Raw genomic sequence first — 15612 nt, 5'->3', positions numbered from 1 at the left:
CTATCTTAACATATCTTTTTATTGGAGGGATTCTTATGAAGGTGAACGATCGGTACTGTTCTTTCTACTATGAGCTGGACGACGACTACTGCGGTATCGAGATCGACCGGGACAGGACGGCGCTGCTCATCGTCGATATGCAGTATCATTTCCTCACTCGTCCGAAGTTGGACGAGAACTCGTCCGAGCGTGAAAAAGCCTACTATGCCAAATGGGGCTGCTTTTACGACCGGGTCGAAAGAGAAGTCGTCCCGAACAATCAAAAACTGCTGGCCGCTTTCAGGGAAAGGAACATGTTTGTTTCCCACGCGCGCATCACCGGTCAGCTCGAGAGCGGGCGCGAACGTTCTCTCGATCAAAAAGCGACCGGGTACAACGAACTGCTTCTGCTTCCCGGCATGCCTTCCGCCGAAATCGTCGAGCCTCTGAAGCCCGCCAAAAACGAGCTGGTCGTCATGAAGACGACCGACAGCGCCCTGACGGGGACTTCTCTGCGTCTGATGCTTCATAACTGCGGCATCGATACGGTGGTCGTCACCGGCGTTTTGACGGATCAGTGCGTTTCCGGAACGGTGCGCAGCCTTGCCGACGAGAGCTTCAAGGTTTGGCTGATCGAAGACGCTTGCGCCGCGTCGACCAGGGAGATCCAGGAACACGAACTTTCCGTACTGAACAACATTTACTGCCACGTCGTCACTACGGAAGAGCTTATCGGCGCTCTTTAAATTCTGTTGAAGCGGGAGGAAGAAAAAATGAAAGACAACGGGCTGAAAAGGGGTTTAAGTTTTGTCCAGGTCGTCGCGATTTCCTCTGGAGCCGTGATCGGCGGCTGGTTGGCGGAAGCGCCCTACTGGTTCCAGACGACGGGGGCCGGCGCGGCGTTCCTGTTCCCGCTGCTGGCGCTGCTGCTCGTTCCCGTGGGGCTGGCGTTCGGCGAGCTGTCGGCGATGCTGCCTTTCGCGGCCAGCACCGACGTGTGGACGTGCAACGCTTACAATAACAAAGCCGGCTTCGCCACGCAGTGGATGATGTTTCTGATCCAGGTCGTCGAGCCGCCGATGATGGCGTTCATTTTCGGCACGGCGATCAATCACTTCTATCCGCTGACGAACGATCAGATGATGATCATCGCCATGCTGTCCGTCACGCTGTGGTTCGTGCTTTCCAACTTCAACATCAGCCTGACCGGGCGGCTTTCCAACATCTTTTTCTTCGCGATGATCGTCATCTCGCTTGGCGTCTCGACGTCGTTCTTCCTGAGCGGGCACTGGAGCTTCGACAATATCCGCCTGCACCAGGGGTTCTTCCCCAAAGGGGGCTACGGGATCTTCATCGCCATGGCCGTGTTCTCGCTGAAGTTCATCGGTTTCGAAATGACGCCGACGCTGGTCGAGGAAGCCAACTTCCCCGCTTCCAAGCTGTGGAAGGTCATTTTATCCGCCCTTTTCATTCCCGCGCTGCTGTACAGCTTTGTCGTCCTCGCCATGGGCGGCATGGCGCCCTGGAAGGAAATCGCGGCCATGAACATGCCCGAACCCGAGCTGATCGCCCGTTTCGGCCTGCCCGGCATCCTTGCCGTTCTGGCCATTGTGTCCGGGCTGATGCACGCCTTTACGACGTTGATGGGGTTCTGGACTTCCAGCGCGCGCGTGCTGTACGGCGCTTCCCAGCTGAATCAGCTGCCGAAAGTGTTCATGAAGGTGAACCGCTACGGGCAGCCGTTTTGGGCCAACGTCGTCGTGTATCTGTTTTCGCTGTTCTTCTGCTACTTCAGCGGCGACAACTGGGTGCAGTATATCTACGCGATCTCCAGCATCGCCGCGGGCATCGTCTACTTTATTTCCTGCCTTGACGTGATACGTCTCAGGAAGCTGCACCCCGAATGGAAGCGTCCGTTCAGGGCCCCGGGCGGGAACTTCGTCTTCGGCGTCGGTATGCTCATTTCCGTCTGGCTGATCATCGGCGCGTGCATGGAGCTGGACCGCGGCGGATACGTCTCGTTGGGGCTTTTCTTCGCCCTTGGAGCGGTCGTCTACGCTCTCGCCGCCGCGCACCGGCGCGTCTGCGGCTATCAGATGCGCGTCCTTACGCCGGATGATATCGGCAAAGAATAAAACGGTTCTCGTCTTTTGTCTGTAATTTCAGAGAAGATTTTTCGTTGTCCGGGCTTTCGCGTGAAAGCCCGGATTTTTGTGTTCGTCGTCCCCAAGACAGACGTTTGGGCAGGATAGACGGTCGTCGCTTATCCTGCCCAAACGTTTTTTCTGTCGAGTTTTTTCATGATCCGCCGGCTTGGTTTTCCGCCACGAGCACGTAGCTTTTTCCCCAGAGCGGCGGCGCGGCGAGCAGTTGGCGCCCTTCGTAGCTGTCGAGCAGGGAGCGCAGGCGTTCTTCGAGCGCGGGAGCGACGAGCAGGGTGAGGGTGATGTCCGTTCCGTAGGCGGTACGCAGGCGGTTTTCGGCGACGCCGGCGCTTTTGACGGCGCGGCTGAGGGCGGCCAGATGTTCGTAGCCGCAGCGCAGTTCCAGCTCTTTGAAGGGCAGGGCCGTTTCGACGCCGGCGCGCTCGATGACGCCGGCCGCAGCGGCGCCGTAGGCGTCGATGAGGCCGCGCACGCCGAGCTTGACGCCGCCGAAATAGCGGGTGACGACGAGGACTGCGTTGAACAATCCGGCTTTCTGCAAGGCACCAAGGATCGGCCGTCCGGCGGTGCCGCCCGGTTCGCCGTCGTCGGAGCAGAACTCTTCCACGTCGGGATAGCCGGCGCGCCATGCCGGGCAGTTGTGCGCGGCGCCGTGATGTTCCTTGCGCACGGATTCCAGCGTGGCACGGGCTTCGTCGCCCGCGGCGGCGGGGAAGAGGGCGGCGATGAACTCGCTGCGCTTTTCCTTGAAGCTGTAAACGGCGGGGGCCGCGGGACGACGGCAGGGCCGATCTAGCGCCAGCACGAGCGGCAGCGTTCCCAGGTCTCTTCAAGGGAGATGGGGACGACTTTGACGTCGCCGATCGCGCCCATGAAGTTGCTGTCGCCGTTCCAGCGCGGCACGACGTGACAGTGGATATGGGTGTCGATGCCGGCGCCGGCCGCCGCGCCGATGTTGATGCCGACGTTGAAACCGTCGGGATGAAACGCGCCTTTAAGAGATTCGATGGCGCGGGCGATCAGATCGTGGAACTCGAGGGATTCTTCGGGGGTGAAAGAGCTCAGGTCGGTCGTGTGGCGGTAGGGGATGACCATCAGATGCCCCGAGCTGTAAGGGTAGGCGTTGAGAATCACAAAGCAGTGTGTGCCGCGAAAGACGATGAAGTGCTTTCTGTCGTCGCTGCCGTCGGTGGGGAAATCGCAGAAGATACAGCTCTTGCCGTCGCTTTTGGCGGAGTTGAGGTACGTGTACCTCCATGGGGCCATGAGTGTTTCCATGTTCTTTCCTCTTTTCTATGAGCAAAAAGGTGGGAGTTATTCACCGCTGTGGACAACATTGGTGGATAACTTGTGAGCGAGATCGGGATTCGCAAAAATTTGCAGCCGGATCGGCGCGGAAAATGATTTTTTAAGCTCGTTTCGAGGGGATCTGAAAAAAAGCGGAGCGTTTCTGTGGAAACTGTGAATCAAAGCGTCAAGGGGAAAATTGAATGGTCAAAAAACTCTTCCCATGTGAACTTTTTGGCATCGCGATTTCTGTTGAAAGCGAATTTTTTGCGTTCGTTTTTCGTGATGGAGTTTTCAAAAGTCCTCGCAGGTAGGCGTCTCTCGATAGCGTTCTCTTCAAAATATTTTTTGAAAGAGCTCCCTTTCTCCCGGAGATTTTTGTCAAGTGCCGGAAAGTATGCTTTTGTTCTTGTGGAGAAGTGGATAAAATGTGGATAACTTGGGACATTCCACGCGTCACGCCGAAACTTCACTGATTCTGGCGGTCGCGACGGATCATCGCGAGAATGCTTTTCAACTCGCGAACTCCCGAGAGCAACGCGCCGATGAGGCCGGCGATCAGGCACAAGGGGAGGGTCCATTGCGGGTAACCGCGGTCCAGAAAATAACGGCCGATGAACAGCCCTGCCAGGAGGTAGCCGCAAACGAGCAGGGCTGCTCCGACGATGCGGCTGAAGACGATAACGTCTTTGACGTTGGGAGTTTTCATTTATTTACTGTCCGGATCTCCGCTCATAAAATCGGCTTCGCGGTCCAGCAGGGCGAAAAGACGCTCCACTTGCTCACGGCGCATGCCGTTGATGACGACGCGGTTTTCTCTCTCGTTGCCGAGAACGCTGAAAGACAGGCCAAAACGGCGTGCCACTTTCAGCGCTCCTTTGGGGCGCCAGGGGTCAAGCTGGGGAGCCTTGTAAAGGACGGTAACACGGCGGCTGTTGAGGGAGTCGATGCGTTTTTGCAGGTTGTGAACGGACCAATGGTGCGCGATGCAGTCTGCTACAAGCTCTTCAAGAAATTTCTGCGGTTCCTTCAGAGACAGCAGGGCTTTGGCGTGCCCTTCGCTGAGGTTGCCGGCGGCGATCTGATCCAGCGCGCCCTGGGGCAGCGAGAGGATGCGGAGCTTGTTGGCCACGACACTGCGGCTCCAACCGATGCGCTCGGCCAGTTGGTTCTGGGTGAGCCGATGCTTCTCCATCAAGACCTTGAGAGCGTTGGCGGTCTCGAGCACGGTCAGATCTTCGCGCTGAAGGTTCTCTACAAGGGCGATCTCGCTGAGGAGTTGTTCGTCGCCCCGGACGATGCGCACGGGCACTTCCGAGAGTTCGGCCAGCTCGCAGGCGTGAAAGCGGCGTTCGCCGGCGACGATGCGGTATTTCTTTGCGCTCTTGGCAGGCGCGGGGGTGACGATCAGCGGTTGGAGCAGCCCGTGAACTTTGATGGATGCGGCCAGTTCGCGCAGCGTCGCGCTGTCGAAAAGCTTGCGGGGCTGATTGGGATTGGGCTCGATATCGGCCAGCGGGGCCATTTCGCTGTTCTGGGGGACGCGGCTCACGTTTTGCTTGGCCAGCAGCGCGCCGAGGCCGCGGCCAGACTGGATGATGGACTTCGCGGAAGCGGCGGATTTCTTCGCGGCCTGGGCCGCGGCGGTATTTTTGCGATTTACAGCCATAGTCTTTTGACCTCCAATGCCAGATCGTGATAGGCTTGGCCGCCGCGGCTGGAACGGACGTAGTCGCGGATAGCCAGTCCCTGCGCGGGGGCTGCCGCCAGGTCGATGTTGCGGGGGATCACGGTCTTCAGCACGTGCTCGCCGAAGACGTCGCGGATTTGCGTCTCGATCTCGCGCGTGAGGCGCAGATTTGGGTTGTACATGGTGAGCAGAATCGCGTCGATCTGCGCGCCCTGGTTGATGCCCTGCTCGCGGACCATCTGCACGGTGCGCGCGAGCAGGCTGAGTCCCTGCATGGAGTAATATTCGCACTGTACGGGCACCAACAGGCGGTTGGCGGCGGCCAGCGCGTTGACGGTAAGCAGCCCCAGCGACGGCGGGCAGTCGACGAGGACGACGTCGAAGTCGTTTTCGAGCTTGCGTAGCGCTTCGCGCAGGCGGAACTCCCTTCCTTGAAGGCTGCCCATTTCCAGATCGGCGCCGACCAGATTGATGTTCGAGGCGATCAGCGAGACGTTTTTGGCGCTGGTCGAATGCAGCGCCCACTTGGGATCTTCATTGCCGACGACAAGGTCATAAAGCGACACGGAGTCGTCGAACTGAAAGCCGAGACCGCTGGACGCGTTGCCTTGAGGGTCCGCGTCGACGACGAGCACCTTTTTGCGCATGGCGCCGAGTTCGGAAGCGAGATTGACGCAGGTCGTCGTCTTGCCGACGCCGCCTTTCTGATTGATGACCGCGATAGTCTTCATCGTCTCACCTCCACCACGGTTTTTTTTCGGCCCGCCCGGGCTTGCGCGGATAAACCGCGGGGCAGGGCGCGCTTTTCTTCCAGAGAAGCATGTAGCTCTTGTGATCTTTGATGTCGTATTCGTAAAGTTTCGGCTCGTTGAGGCCAAGCACGTTCCAGCGGCCTTCCAGCGGCGCCAGCTCTTCGCCGACGGAACTGCCCTTCATGGCGATTAGCACGCCGCCTTCGCGCACCAACGGCGCTAGATATTCGGCGATGACGCCGGCTTCGCTGACGGCCCGCACCACGGCGGCGTCGTACTGCTCGCGACGCGCGGCGGCGAAATCCTCCGAGCGCGCGCAGACCACTTCCGCGTTGGAAAGGTTCAGCCCAGCGACAATTTCTGCAAGGGCCTTGCTCTTGCGCGAAAGACTGTCCAGCAGCGTGAATTCCAGATCGGGGCGGCAAACGGCCAGGACGGCGCCGGGCAGACCGCCGCCGGTACCGACGTCGACGACCGTACCTGAGGACGGCAATAGCGGCAGCATGTGCAGACAGTCTTCGATGTGGTCGCGCCACAGCGTTTCCTCGTCGTGAGGTCCCGTCAGCCGCACTCGCTCGTTGGCGACAGACAACAGCGAAGCGTAGCGGCGCAGCCGCGTCAGCGTTTCCGCGGACAGTTCGGGGAGCGGCGGCAACGGTTGAATCTCCATGGGGTTCACCTCCATGCTTCATTTTCGGTTCAATCATACCGCAAAAATGTTCCACGTGGAACAGCGAGCCCCCTTTTCTTGAAGGTCTGTTTGGTGAGAAACAACGCGTGAAACGGCATTGGATCGTTGGCGCTGAACGTTCGCCCCCATCGCCGGAAAAGCGATGTTCCACGTGGAACATCAGGCGGTTGGAAGGACGCCCAGCAGATGTTTTGCCGATGGAAAAATTTCTCTTCGCGAAATAAAAGAGATATAAGAGATTGATTAATACTGACTATTATTGGATCATATTCGTGGAGCACCGAATGAAGCGTCGGAGGGAATCGCTTTTTTGTTTTTGGGATGGACGGATCTTCGCTTGCGGCAGCCCCCGGAGGCACCCGCATCATCACCACCGTCCTGCAGGTGATCTCCAATGTGATCGACCATAAAATGCCCATCAACAAGGCGGTCAGCGCTCCCCGGGTGCATATGCAGTGGCTGCCCGACGAGCTGCGCGTGGAACCGATGAACGGCCTCAGCGGCGGAACCGTCGACAGTCTGCTCTCCATGGGCTACTCGCTGCCGCTCAAATCCTACATGGGCGACGTCAACGCCATCCTGATCGATCCCGAGAGCGGAGAAATGACGGGGAGCCATGATTCGCGTCACGAGTTTTGATTGATCCGGTAAGGAGCTTTTGAAAATCCGCGCTGTTATAAATAAAGAAGCCGTCTCAAAAGTCAATTGAGGCGGCTTCTTTGTTCTTTTTTTGATGAATCTCTTCGTACTCATGCTGTTTGTTGACTAAAACGTTGAATAGCAGGAGCGTCCCAAGGGAATTTAGTCGCTCAGGATGTTCTCGATTTGGAGATCTCCTTCGGAGCTCTCGTATCGTTCAGTTGTCTGGTTATATCGGGAAGAAAATCGGCATCGCAAACCATGACCACACGATGATGAACGCGATTGACGTCATAGATACTGACCAGCCGCCGAACAGCATGGCTTTCAGACTTTCGCTGCGCGCCAGTCCCATTGGAGCGATCATGTTCGATCCGGGATAGATCGACGTTGTGACGCGGGAACCGCAAATCAACGCCAGAGCCCAGAACTCCATGGGGACGGAGGCTGTTTTCACGGCGCTGGCGAACAAATCGTGCGTAACTTGCAGCTGCGCGACGGCGCCGCCATTGACGCCGAAAGAGCCGACCAATGTGCCCATAATGACAACCATCATGCGGCTTCCCTCGCCTGCAAACGAAACAAGGATTTTGCCAAGAGCTTCAAAGCCATGACCATAATTGATGTATTCGAGCATCATGTTCAACAAGATAAAGAGAAGAAATGTGCCGGCCATGGAGCCCATGCCTTTGGCAAACGCCCGGAACATGACTGACATATCGAGGGACTTGAAAAGGCAGATCACGAGAGCCAGAGCCAGCATGACGAACACCGTGAACGCCGTTTTTTGATGGGTGATCATCGAAAACGTCAGAAGTCCGACAAAGCCAATTAGGAACGCCAGTGTCACGCGCTTTTCCTGAGCGGTGATGCCGAGCGTCGTCTGTTCGGCGGTGTCGAGCTCGTATCTTTCGTCGTAACTTGGGTCGTGTTGAATTCGCAGACCGCAGAAGTAGATGACCGTGAGCCAAATGAGACCATAAGGAAGCGCGGCCCACAGCATCATACGACCGTAGCTCAGATGCGTAATCGCAAGGAGAGCGACAGTCGGTCCCGTGAATGGTCCCCAGATCAGACCCGTTTCGCCGGATGATTGGAAAAGACAGGCCACCGTGGCAGGTTTCAATCCTGCCGCCGCTACAATAGGAATGAGGATGGGGGCGACGATAGCACAACCGCCCGCCAAGGTTCCCAGCAGACCGCAGACAAGCGTTGTTGTGACGATCACACAGAGAATGGCACGTTTTTCAGTCGTCACGCCGATATATTTGACGATCCAATACACGATCGTATGGCTTACACGCGCCTCGCTCATGACACTGCCGAGCCCGGCGCCGCACATGATGATGAAGCCGATCAGACCGAGCGTCGATCCCAGCGATTTCACAACGAGAGCTCCCGTCATGGCGGGGGTTTGTCCCGTCAGAATATAACCAAACAGACAGGCGATCATCGCGATCGTCAGCGCGTGAACTTTCGGACGGAACGAAACAAGAATGTATACTGCAAGCGGAATCAATGCCCATAACGATTCTTCAGGAATCAACGCATAAGGCCCCAACATGGAAATCCCTCTCCCCATGGTCGTTATTTATGGACAACAAGGTGTCCGATGTTATCGCCAGTCTGTTCGCCATTTTTGAACGCGACACGGCCGTCGATCACAACCGCGCAAATGCCTGCCGGTTTCTGCGGGGAATCGGTGTACGTGGCGCGGTCGCTAATTTCGGCCGCATCGAAAACGGTTATATCCGCGATCTTATCGACGGCAATCACGCCGCGGTCCTTCAGGCCGAGGATTTGCGCCGGAAGCATTGTAGCCTTGTAAACAGCGTCTTCGAGGCTCATCAGCCGATGTTCCCTGATCGTCTGGAAATAACGGGGAAAGGTGCCGAAACTGCGCGGGTGCGGGTTCGTCCCAAGAAAATGGCGGTCATAGGTCATCGCGTAACCGTCCGATCCGATACAGACGAACTGCTCGCGCATAATGTGCAGCATATCGTCTTCCGAAAGGCTGAAATAACAGCACGGAACGCCCCCATCGCTCGCACGCAGCAGGCGAACGACGGCCTGAGCCGGAGGCAGCTCCATGTCCGCGGCGATCTCGTCAAGGCGTTTCCCTTCATACTGCGGGAGTCTGCCGTGCGTGGAAACGACCAGAACCGCATGGGCGCCGCCGCGGCGTTCGATTTCCGATTCCGTTTCAGAGAGCAATTCTTCCGTCGGAGACGCAAGGCGTTTGCACATTTCATCCGAACCGCCATCATGGGCCCAGGCAGGAACCAAGGCCGACATGCCTGTCGACGTTGCGGTATATGGATACTGGTCGCACGTGATATTCAATCCTTCTTCGCGGGCCGCTCTGATTTTTGCAAGGAGCTCTTTGGAACGGCCCCATTGCGGTTTGCCGATCAACTTGAGATGGGAAATCTCGACGTGGACGCCGGAATGGCGCGCCACTTCGAGCATTTCATCGACCGCTTCAAAGATTTTCGTGCTCTCGCTGCGCATATGAACAGTAAGGATCGCATCGTGCCTTTTAAGCACTTTGCCCAACGCGACGAACTCGTCAATCGCGCCGTACGAACTGGGCGGATAAATCAGGCCGAGCGACATGCCAAATGCGCCTTCGCTAAGTTCCCGCTCAAGCACGCGCTCCATATGTTTCTGTTCCTCGAAAGTCGGTTTTCGCATGCCAAATCCCATGACCATGCCGCGAAGTGTGCCGTGACCGACAAGGACGCCGATATTTGTCGCGGCTGGGCAACGTTTCAGGTGTTCGGCATAATCCGACAGAGAATCGTCCTCGACGGTCCTGCCATCCATCGGCAGTTCGAGACCTGAAGAGATGAGGCGAGTGATCGCCTCGCGTGAAGCGTCGTCGGTCGGCAGACACGAGATGCCGCAGTTTCCGACAATCTCGAGCGTGATGCCTTGATAGAGTTTACTCTGCATTTTCTGATTGGTGAAAAAGGGACTCATGTCGGAGTGGGAATGGATATCGATGAATCCAGGAGCGACGATTTTTCCAGAGGCGTCGATCGTCTCCTTTGCTTCTTCTTCGATCTGCGGGGCGACCGCGACGATCTTTCCATGGCGGACGCCAACGTCTGATTTCCGCCGCGTCGTTCGTGTTCCGTCAATGACGGTACCGTTTCGAATCAAAAGATCTAGCAACGCATTTTCCCCCTTAAAAGTTCTCCATTTTTTGAATAACGCTCAATCGCCCATAAAGACAATAGAATTTACGGACCGCCTTCTTCTTTGCCTTCACGAGGGAGGTCTCCATCTTTCGGAGAGCTTCCGATGATATCTTATTCGTGAAAAATTATAACATTAATAAATGAATAATGCCATGTATACTCTAATTTTTAGTATGGAACGGATATTTATGAAAAGGATGCTGGAAGCCCATGAAATTTGCTTTTCATGTCATATGGACAAGTGATGGCGCTTTTTGACATTCGTAGAATCAGATGGGAGATCGGGGACTGGTATATAATAAGAAAAAACGGCGTCTTACAGAGCGCTGATCGAGGAGGATTTTCCGATGGGAGTGTTAAGGGAAGAACTGCGCCGCAACTTGATGAACGCCGGCGCGGTACTGGTCGGATATGCTTCGTTGGCGGGAAACGAAAAGCTGCCTTATCCGGCGCTGACGCAGGCCGTGTCCTACGCTGTGCGCCTCGAACCGGCCGACGGCAGCGTCTGGGCTTACGCGCGCGCCTACTTCGAAGCGGGAGACAAGGTGGAGCTGCTGGCCGAACACGTCAAAGCGTGTCTGCGCCGCTACGGCTTTGCCGGCGAGGTCATGCCCAAGGCGTATATGGACGGCGAAACGCCGGTCACCGAGTTCCCCGACCAGACCGCGGCGGCCGCCGCCGGACTGGCGGAACGCAACGGCGACGGCCTGATGACGGCGCCGGAATTCGGCGTCAACGTGCGTTTCGGCACGGTGTTCACCGACGCCACCTGGAAGAAAACGGAATAACGAGCACAGGAGATCCCGCGGACGAAAAGCGTTCGCGGGATCTCCTGCGTCGGCGCAGACGGAGCGGGGAAAATTTATAGTCAGGTTTAATCAATTTCTTCTCTCGCAGAATTTGCCGCGAGAGTTCGCGTTTTTTCAGTCCGTCGCAGCCGCTTCGTCCGCGGCTGTGCGATGGAAAAAGTTTCGCGCGCTTCTTTTTTGGCGGCCGCTGTGATATTATTCGAAAATAAAAACGTGATTTCGGGTTTTTATCCCGACGAACGGAGGAATCACCAATGAAGAAGTGTGCATACTGCGGCTCCGAATTCGACGGAGCCCTGCACGAATGTCCCTATTGCGGCGGGCGCGCGGCGGATCACATCTGCAAAAACTGCGGCGCCGAGTACGACGGCGCGGCCTGTCCGCAGTGCGGCGTGCGGGCCGACGACGAAGGGCAGAGGTGCCCCCGCTGCGGCGCGCGCATGTTCAAAGGCGAGTGCTCGTCCTGCGGTTATATCGCCGACCGTTCCAGGGCGGCGGTCGCCGAGGTGAAAAAGGTGGGCAGTACGGTAGCCTCCATGGCGGGAACGTTTTTTCTCTGTCTTGTGGGCTTTGTGTTGCCGTTCGTCAGCAACCTGGCGTTTTTCTATGGCAAAAAGCGCGGCTCCTTGGTCAAATGGCTGTCTTTTGGATACAGCCTCTTTTATATTGCCGCCATGCTGAACTCGGAGCAGTCCCCGGAGAAAGACGCTTCTCTCGGGCCGATACTGGCCGGTCTGACCGCGCTCTCGCTGGTTGCCGTGGTTTTCCGCGTCTGGAAGCAGCGGGGATCGGAGAAAAACGATTAAGCGAAAGAAAGCGAAAGAGCCGTCAGGCGTCGTTTCCGGCGCTTGACGGCCCGTATTTTATAGTATCCTGTCTGGAAATTCGGATCGCCGTATTTCGCCGCCGCGAAGGCGTTTGTCGTCGTGTCCGCCCGCCGGGGAACACTGTCTATTCGTCAAACAATGTATCAAGGCTTCGGATCCACGCGCCGGGCGACGCCGCTTTGTCCCTGGGACGCAAAGCCGCGTTGCGTTTGCTTTTCGCTACGGCGCAGAATATAATTTCGATATGAAACAGCCGGAGCCGTCGCCCGCTGTTTTGACGCAAGCCCGCGGCGCCCCGTGATCGAGTCGATGTGGAACGGGGAACGTGCCATCTGGGGCTGGAGGTGGCGGCGATCCCCGAGCGTATGCCCGTTCCCGCCGAGCCGCGGGAATAATAAGGAGGAAGACCGATGTCGAGGAGGATCGTTTTGGCCGGAGGCTGTTTTTGGGGCCTCGAGGCCTACATGAGGGAATTGCCCGGCGTATTGGATACGGAAGTGGGATTCGCCAACGGGCGCATGCCGCACCCGACGTACGAACAGGTCAAAGCCGGCGGCACAGGGTACGCCGAGGCCTGCAAGGTCGAATACGACCCGCAGATCATCAGCCTGCGCACGCTGCTGCGCCACTATCTGCGCATCATCGACCCGACGACGCTGAATCGGCAGGGGCCGGATATCGGCGCGCAGTACCGTACGTCCATCTACTACAACGACGACGAGGAGCGCCGTCTGGCCGAGGAGCTTCTCGCCAAAGAACAGAAGAACTGGGACGAGCCCGTCGTCACGACGGTGGAGCCTCTGGTCAACTTTTATGCGGCCGAGGAATACCATCAGGATTATCTGAAAAAGAAGCCGTGCGGCTACTGCCACGTCAACCTCGCCTTGCTCGACGAGCCGCTGCCGCCCGAGGAAGACTGAGCCGCGCTCTGCCGCGGCATCGCTGGAATTTTGAGAGGAGAATCGTTTTGGAAGCGTTGTTTCAGGGTTTTTTGAGCCTGACCTGGCAGCAGGCGGTGATGATCGGCATCGGCCTGACGCTGGTCTGGCTGGCGGTGGCCAAGGAATACGAGCCTTCGCTGCTGCTGCCGATGGGATTCGGCACCGTGCTGGTGAACATTCCCATGACGGCGGCGCTGACGCAGGCCATGGACGGCACGGTGGTGCCGGGGGCGATCAGCGTGCTGTTCGACGCCGGTATCGCCAACGAGATGTTCCCGCTGCTGATCTTCATCGGCATCGGCGCGATGATGGACTTTTCGCCCGTGATGGAACGCCCCGTCTACGCGCTCTTCGGCCTGACGGCGCAGGCGGGCATCTTCCTCACCATGGGGCTGGCCTATTACGTTTTCGGCTTCAGCGTCAGGGAAGCGGCTTCGATCGGCATCATCGGCGCCGCCGACGGCCCCACCTCGATCTTCGTCTCCAGCCGCTTCGCGCCGCAGCTGCTGGGACCGATCTCCGTGGCGGCGTATTCCTACATGTCGATGGTGCCGGTCATCCAGCCGCCGGTGGTCCGCGCGCTGACGACCAAAGAGGAGCGGCGCATGAACATGACGCTCCGCGCCGGGCGCACGGTGAGCAAGCGTGCCAGGATCCTCTTCCCGATCGTCGTCACGATCGTGGTCGGCATCTTCGCGCCCTCGTCGTCAACGCTGATCGGCTTTCTGATGTTCGGCAACCTGCTGCGCGAGAGCGGCGTAGTCGCGCGCCTTTCCAACAGCGCCCAGAACGAGCTGGCCAACATCGTCACGATCATGCTGGGGCTGGGCATCTCCTGCACGATGACGGGCGACCGCTTCCTGCGCGCCGACACGCTGATGATCCTCGGCATGGGGCTGGTGGCCTTCGTCTTCGATACGGCCGGCGGCGTGCTCAGCGCCAAGTTGCTGAATCTGTTCATGAAGGAAAAGATCAACCCGATGATCGGCGCGGCGGGCATTTCCGCCTTCCCGATGTCGTCGCGCACGATCCAGCAGATGGCGGCCAGGGAAAAACCCGGCACGTTCGTGCTCATGCAGGCTTCCGCGGCCAACGTGGCCGGACAGATCGGCTCCGTCGTCGCTGGCGGGCTGCTGTTGGCGCTGTTGAGCTGATTTTTTCCCCGATCGTAAAAATCGAGCCGCGCCGTTTTTTTCGGATGGAAGAGACGGAGCGGCTCGATTTTTATGGCCCGGCGGCTATAATATGAACGGGATTCTTTCATCTTGCGCTGTGAAAGGGACGTGTGAAACGTGAAAAACAACGACTGGCTCGAGCGTTTCGGACTGAGCGCCGGCCGCCTGCCCAAAGGCCCCCGCAACACGATCGCCGACGTGGCGGGCGTGATCGTGGGACACGCGACGCTGGCGGAAGGGAAAACGCAGACGGGCGTGACGGCGGTGATTCCCGCGCCGGGCAGTTTGTTCCGGAACAAACTGATCGCCGCCTCGCACGTGATCAACGGCTTCGGCAAGACGGCGGGGCTGGTGCAGATCGACGAGCTGGGCACGCTGGAAACGCCGATTTTGCTGACGAATACTCTCAGCGTCGGCGACGTCTGGCGCGCGTTGTCCCAGGCGATGATCGAGAGCGAACCGTCGATCGGCGGCGCGGCGGGCACGGTCAATCCACTGGTGTGCGAGTGCAACGACGGTTTTCTAAACGACATCCGCGTCCAGGCGGTGACGCCGGAGCTGGCGCGTCAGGCGCTGGCGGCCGCCGCGCCCGATTTCGCTCTCGGCGCCGTGGGCGCGGGACGGGGCATGAGCTGCTACCAGTTCAAGGGCGGCGTCGGTTCGGCTTCGCGGCTGGTGACTGCCGGCGCACGGACCTATACGCTGGGCGCGCTGGTTCTGAGCAACTTCGGCGAGATGGAGGACTTTACGCTGGACGGTCAGCCGACGGGGGCCGAAGCGAAAAAGATCCTCGCCACGGAACAGCTGCGCGAGCAGGGATCCTGCATCGTGCTGATCGCCACCGACGCGCCCATGACCGCGCGCCAGCTGAAGAGGCTCTGTAAACGCGCCAGCGCCGGCATCACGCACACCGGCTCGATCATCGGCAACGGCAGCGGCGAGATCGCCGTGGCTTTTTCCACCGCGCAGCGGGTTCCCTTCGACGCGGCGGGGGAACTGGCGTTTCGTTCGGTCAGCGACGCGCACGCCAACCTGTTCTTCCGCGCCGTGATCGAGTCGGTACACGAGGCGATCCTCTCGTCGATGCTGGCCGCCGAGACGGTGACAGGCTTTCAGGGGCACCGGCGCGTTTCTCTGGCCGAGCTGGCCGGGCGCGTGCCGGGACTGAGCGCGCCGCGCCGTTAAGTCCCGAGGCAAAGAGGCATGTCAACGCGAAAAAAGCGTTGCGTTCATTTTCGGGCAGAATGTTCCACGTGGAACATTCTCTGTTGGAACATATGAACGCTGATGTCGTTCGATATGTGCTCGGACAATTTTCTTGATTCCCGCGGCAATCCCCGTTTTTTGCCGCGCGTGAATTCGAGAAATTCAGAAGGAGACCAGCTATTAAAAGTCAAGTAGGAAATTCGAGCTCATGCCCGAAGTATTTCTAGCCGGTTGCCCGCGTGAAAAAG

General features: G+C 58.3%; 16 protein-coding genes. 8 read left to right on the top strand and 8 right to left on the bottom strand.

The window, feature by feature from the left end; translation table 11 throughout:
• Positions 1-35 precede the first annotated feature (35 nt).
• Both B0D78_RS01410 and B0D78_RS01405 read left to right on the top strand, forming a co-directional pair.
• Positions 36-725, top strand: a complete 690-nt coding sequence (locus tag B0D78_RS01410) for a cysteine hydrolase family protein (protein WP_078015206.1) — start codon at positions 36-38, stop codon at positions 723-725.
• Between the two features lie 27 nt (positions 726-752).
• Positions 753-2114: an APC family permease gene (locus tag B0D78_RS01405; protein ID WP_078015205.1), complete on the top strand. Its 1362-nt coding sequence runs from the start codon at positions 753-755 to the stop codon at positions 2112-2114.
• Between the two features lie 163 nt (positions 2115-2277).
• Here B0D78_RS01405 and B0D78_RS01400 read toward each other — a convergent pair whose 3' ends face one another.
• From B0D78_RS01400 to rsmG, 6 genes are all read right to left on the bottom strand, one after another.
• Entirely contained in the window at positions 2278-2949 is a 672-nt protein-coding gene (locus B0D78_RS01400) for an IMPACT family protein (RefSeq protein WP_168169953.1), read from the bottom strand.
• Positions 2937-3422, bottom strand: coding sequence for an HIT family protein (locus tag B0D78_RS01395; protein ID WP_078015203.1), 486 nt, complete (start codon positions 3420-3422; stop codon positions 2937-2939). The genes B0D78_RS01400 and B0D78_RS01395 overlap by 13 nt, the downstream gene beginning before the upstream one ends.
• Before the next feature lie 478 nt (positions 3423-3900).
• Positions 3901-4140 carry a hypothetical protein gene (locus tag B0D78_RS01390; protein ID WP_078015202.1) on the bottom strand — a complete coding sequence of 80 codons (240 nt, stop codon included), beginning with the start codon at positions 4138-4140 and terminating at the stop codon, positions 3901-3903.
• Positions 4141-5100 (bottom strand): ParB/RepB/Spo0J family partition protein, encoded by a 960-nt coding sequence (locus tag B0D78_RS01385; RefSeq protein ID WP_078015201.1) that lies wholly within the window; start codon positions 5098-5100, stop codon positions 4141-4143.
• Positions 5091-5852, bottom strand: a complete 762-nt coding sequence (locus B0D78_RS01380) for a ParA family protein (protein ID WP_078015200.1) — start codon at positions 5850-5852, stop codon at positions 5091-5093. Before B0D78_RS01380 ends, B0D78_RS01385 begins: the two co-directional genes overlap by 10 nt.
• A 4-nt stretch (positions 5853-5856) precedes the next feature.
• Positions 5857-6543, bottom strand: coding sequence for a 16S rRNA (guanine(527)-N(7))-methyltransferase RsmG (gene rsmG, locus B0D78_RS01375; RefSeq protein WP_078015199.1), 687 nt, complete (start codon positions 6541-6543; stop codon positions 5857-5859).
• A 342-nt stretch (positions 6544-6885) separates the two neighbouring features.
• Between rsmG and B0D78_RS01370 the strand changes: the two genes are divergently transcribed.
• Entirely contained in the window at positions 6886-7203 is a 318-nt protein-coding gene (locus B0D78_RS01370) for a gamma-glutamyltransferase (RefSeq protein WP_078015198.1), read from the top strand.
• 229 nt (positions 7204-7432) lie between these two features.
• On the opposite strand, the gene B0D78_RS01365 is transcribed toward B0D78_RS01370, so the two are convergent.
• On the bottom strand, positions 7433-8767 hold the full coding sequence (locus B0D78_RS01365) for a GntT/GntP/DsdX family permease (RefSeq protein WP_078015197.1): 1335 nt from the start codon (positions 8765-8767) through the stop codon (positions 7433-7435).
• A 23-nt stretch (positions 8768-8790) separates the two neighbouring features.
• Positions 8791-10380, bottom strand: a complete 1590-nt coding sequence (locus B0D78_RS01360; protein WP_078015196.1) for an N-acyl-D-amino-acid deacylase family protein — start codon at positions 10378-10380, stop codon at positions 8791-8793.
• 373 nt (positions 10381-10753) lie between these two features.
• Here B0D78_RS01360 and B0D78_RS01355 point away from each other — a divergent pair, with 373 nt between their 5' ends.
• The 5 genes from B0D78_RS01355 (at position 10754) to B0D78_RS01335 (ending at position 15343) form a co-directional block, all read left to right on the top strand.
• A complete protein-coding gene (locus B0D78_RS01355; protein WP_009164408.1) occupies positions 10754-11194 on the top strand; it encodes a hypothetical protein in 441 nt (146 codons plus the stop codon).
• Positions 11195-11469: 275 nt separating this feature from the next.
• Positions 11470-12021, top strand: coding sequence for a zinc ribbon domain-containing protein (locus B0D78_RS01350; RefSeq protein WP_078015195.1), 552 nt, complete (start codon positions 11470-11472; stop codon positions 12019-12021).
• Between the two features lie 431 nt (positions 12022-12452).
• Entirely contained in the window at positions 12453-12962 is a 510-nt protein-coding gene (gene msrA, locus B0D78_RS01345) for a peptide-methionine (S)-S-oxide reductase MsrA (RefSeq protein ID WP_078015194.1), read from the top strand.
• 47 nt (positions 12963-13009) lie between these two features.
• Positions 13010-14137: a sodium ion-translocating decarboxylase subunit beta gene (locus B0D78_RS01340; protein ID WP_078015193.1), complete on the top strand. Its 1128-nt coding sequence runs from the start codon at positions 13010-13012 to the stop codon at positions 14135-14137.
• Between the two features lie 138 nt (positions 14138-14275).
• Positions 14276-15343, top strand: coding sequence for a DmpA family aminopeptidase (locus B0D78_RS01335; protein ID WP_078015192.1), 1068 nt, complete (start codon positions 14276-14278; stop codon positions 15341-15343).
• The last annotated feature ends 269 nt before the right edge of the window (positions 15344-15612 follow it).

The organism is Pyramidobacter sp. C12-8 (assembly GCF_002007215.1).
GTDB lineage: Bacteria > Synergistota > Synergistia > Synergistales > Dethiosulfovibrionaceae > Pyramidobacter.
The sequence above is the reverse complement of the archived record's forward strand: the minus strand, read 5'-3'. Positions and strand labels throughout refer to the sequence as shown.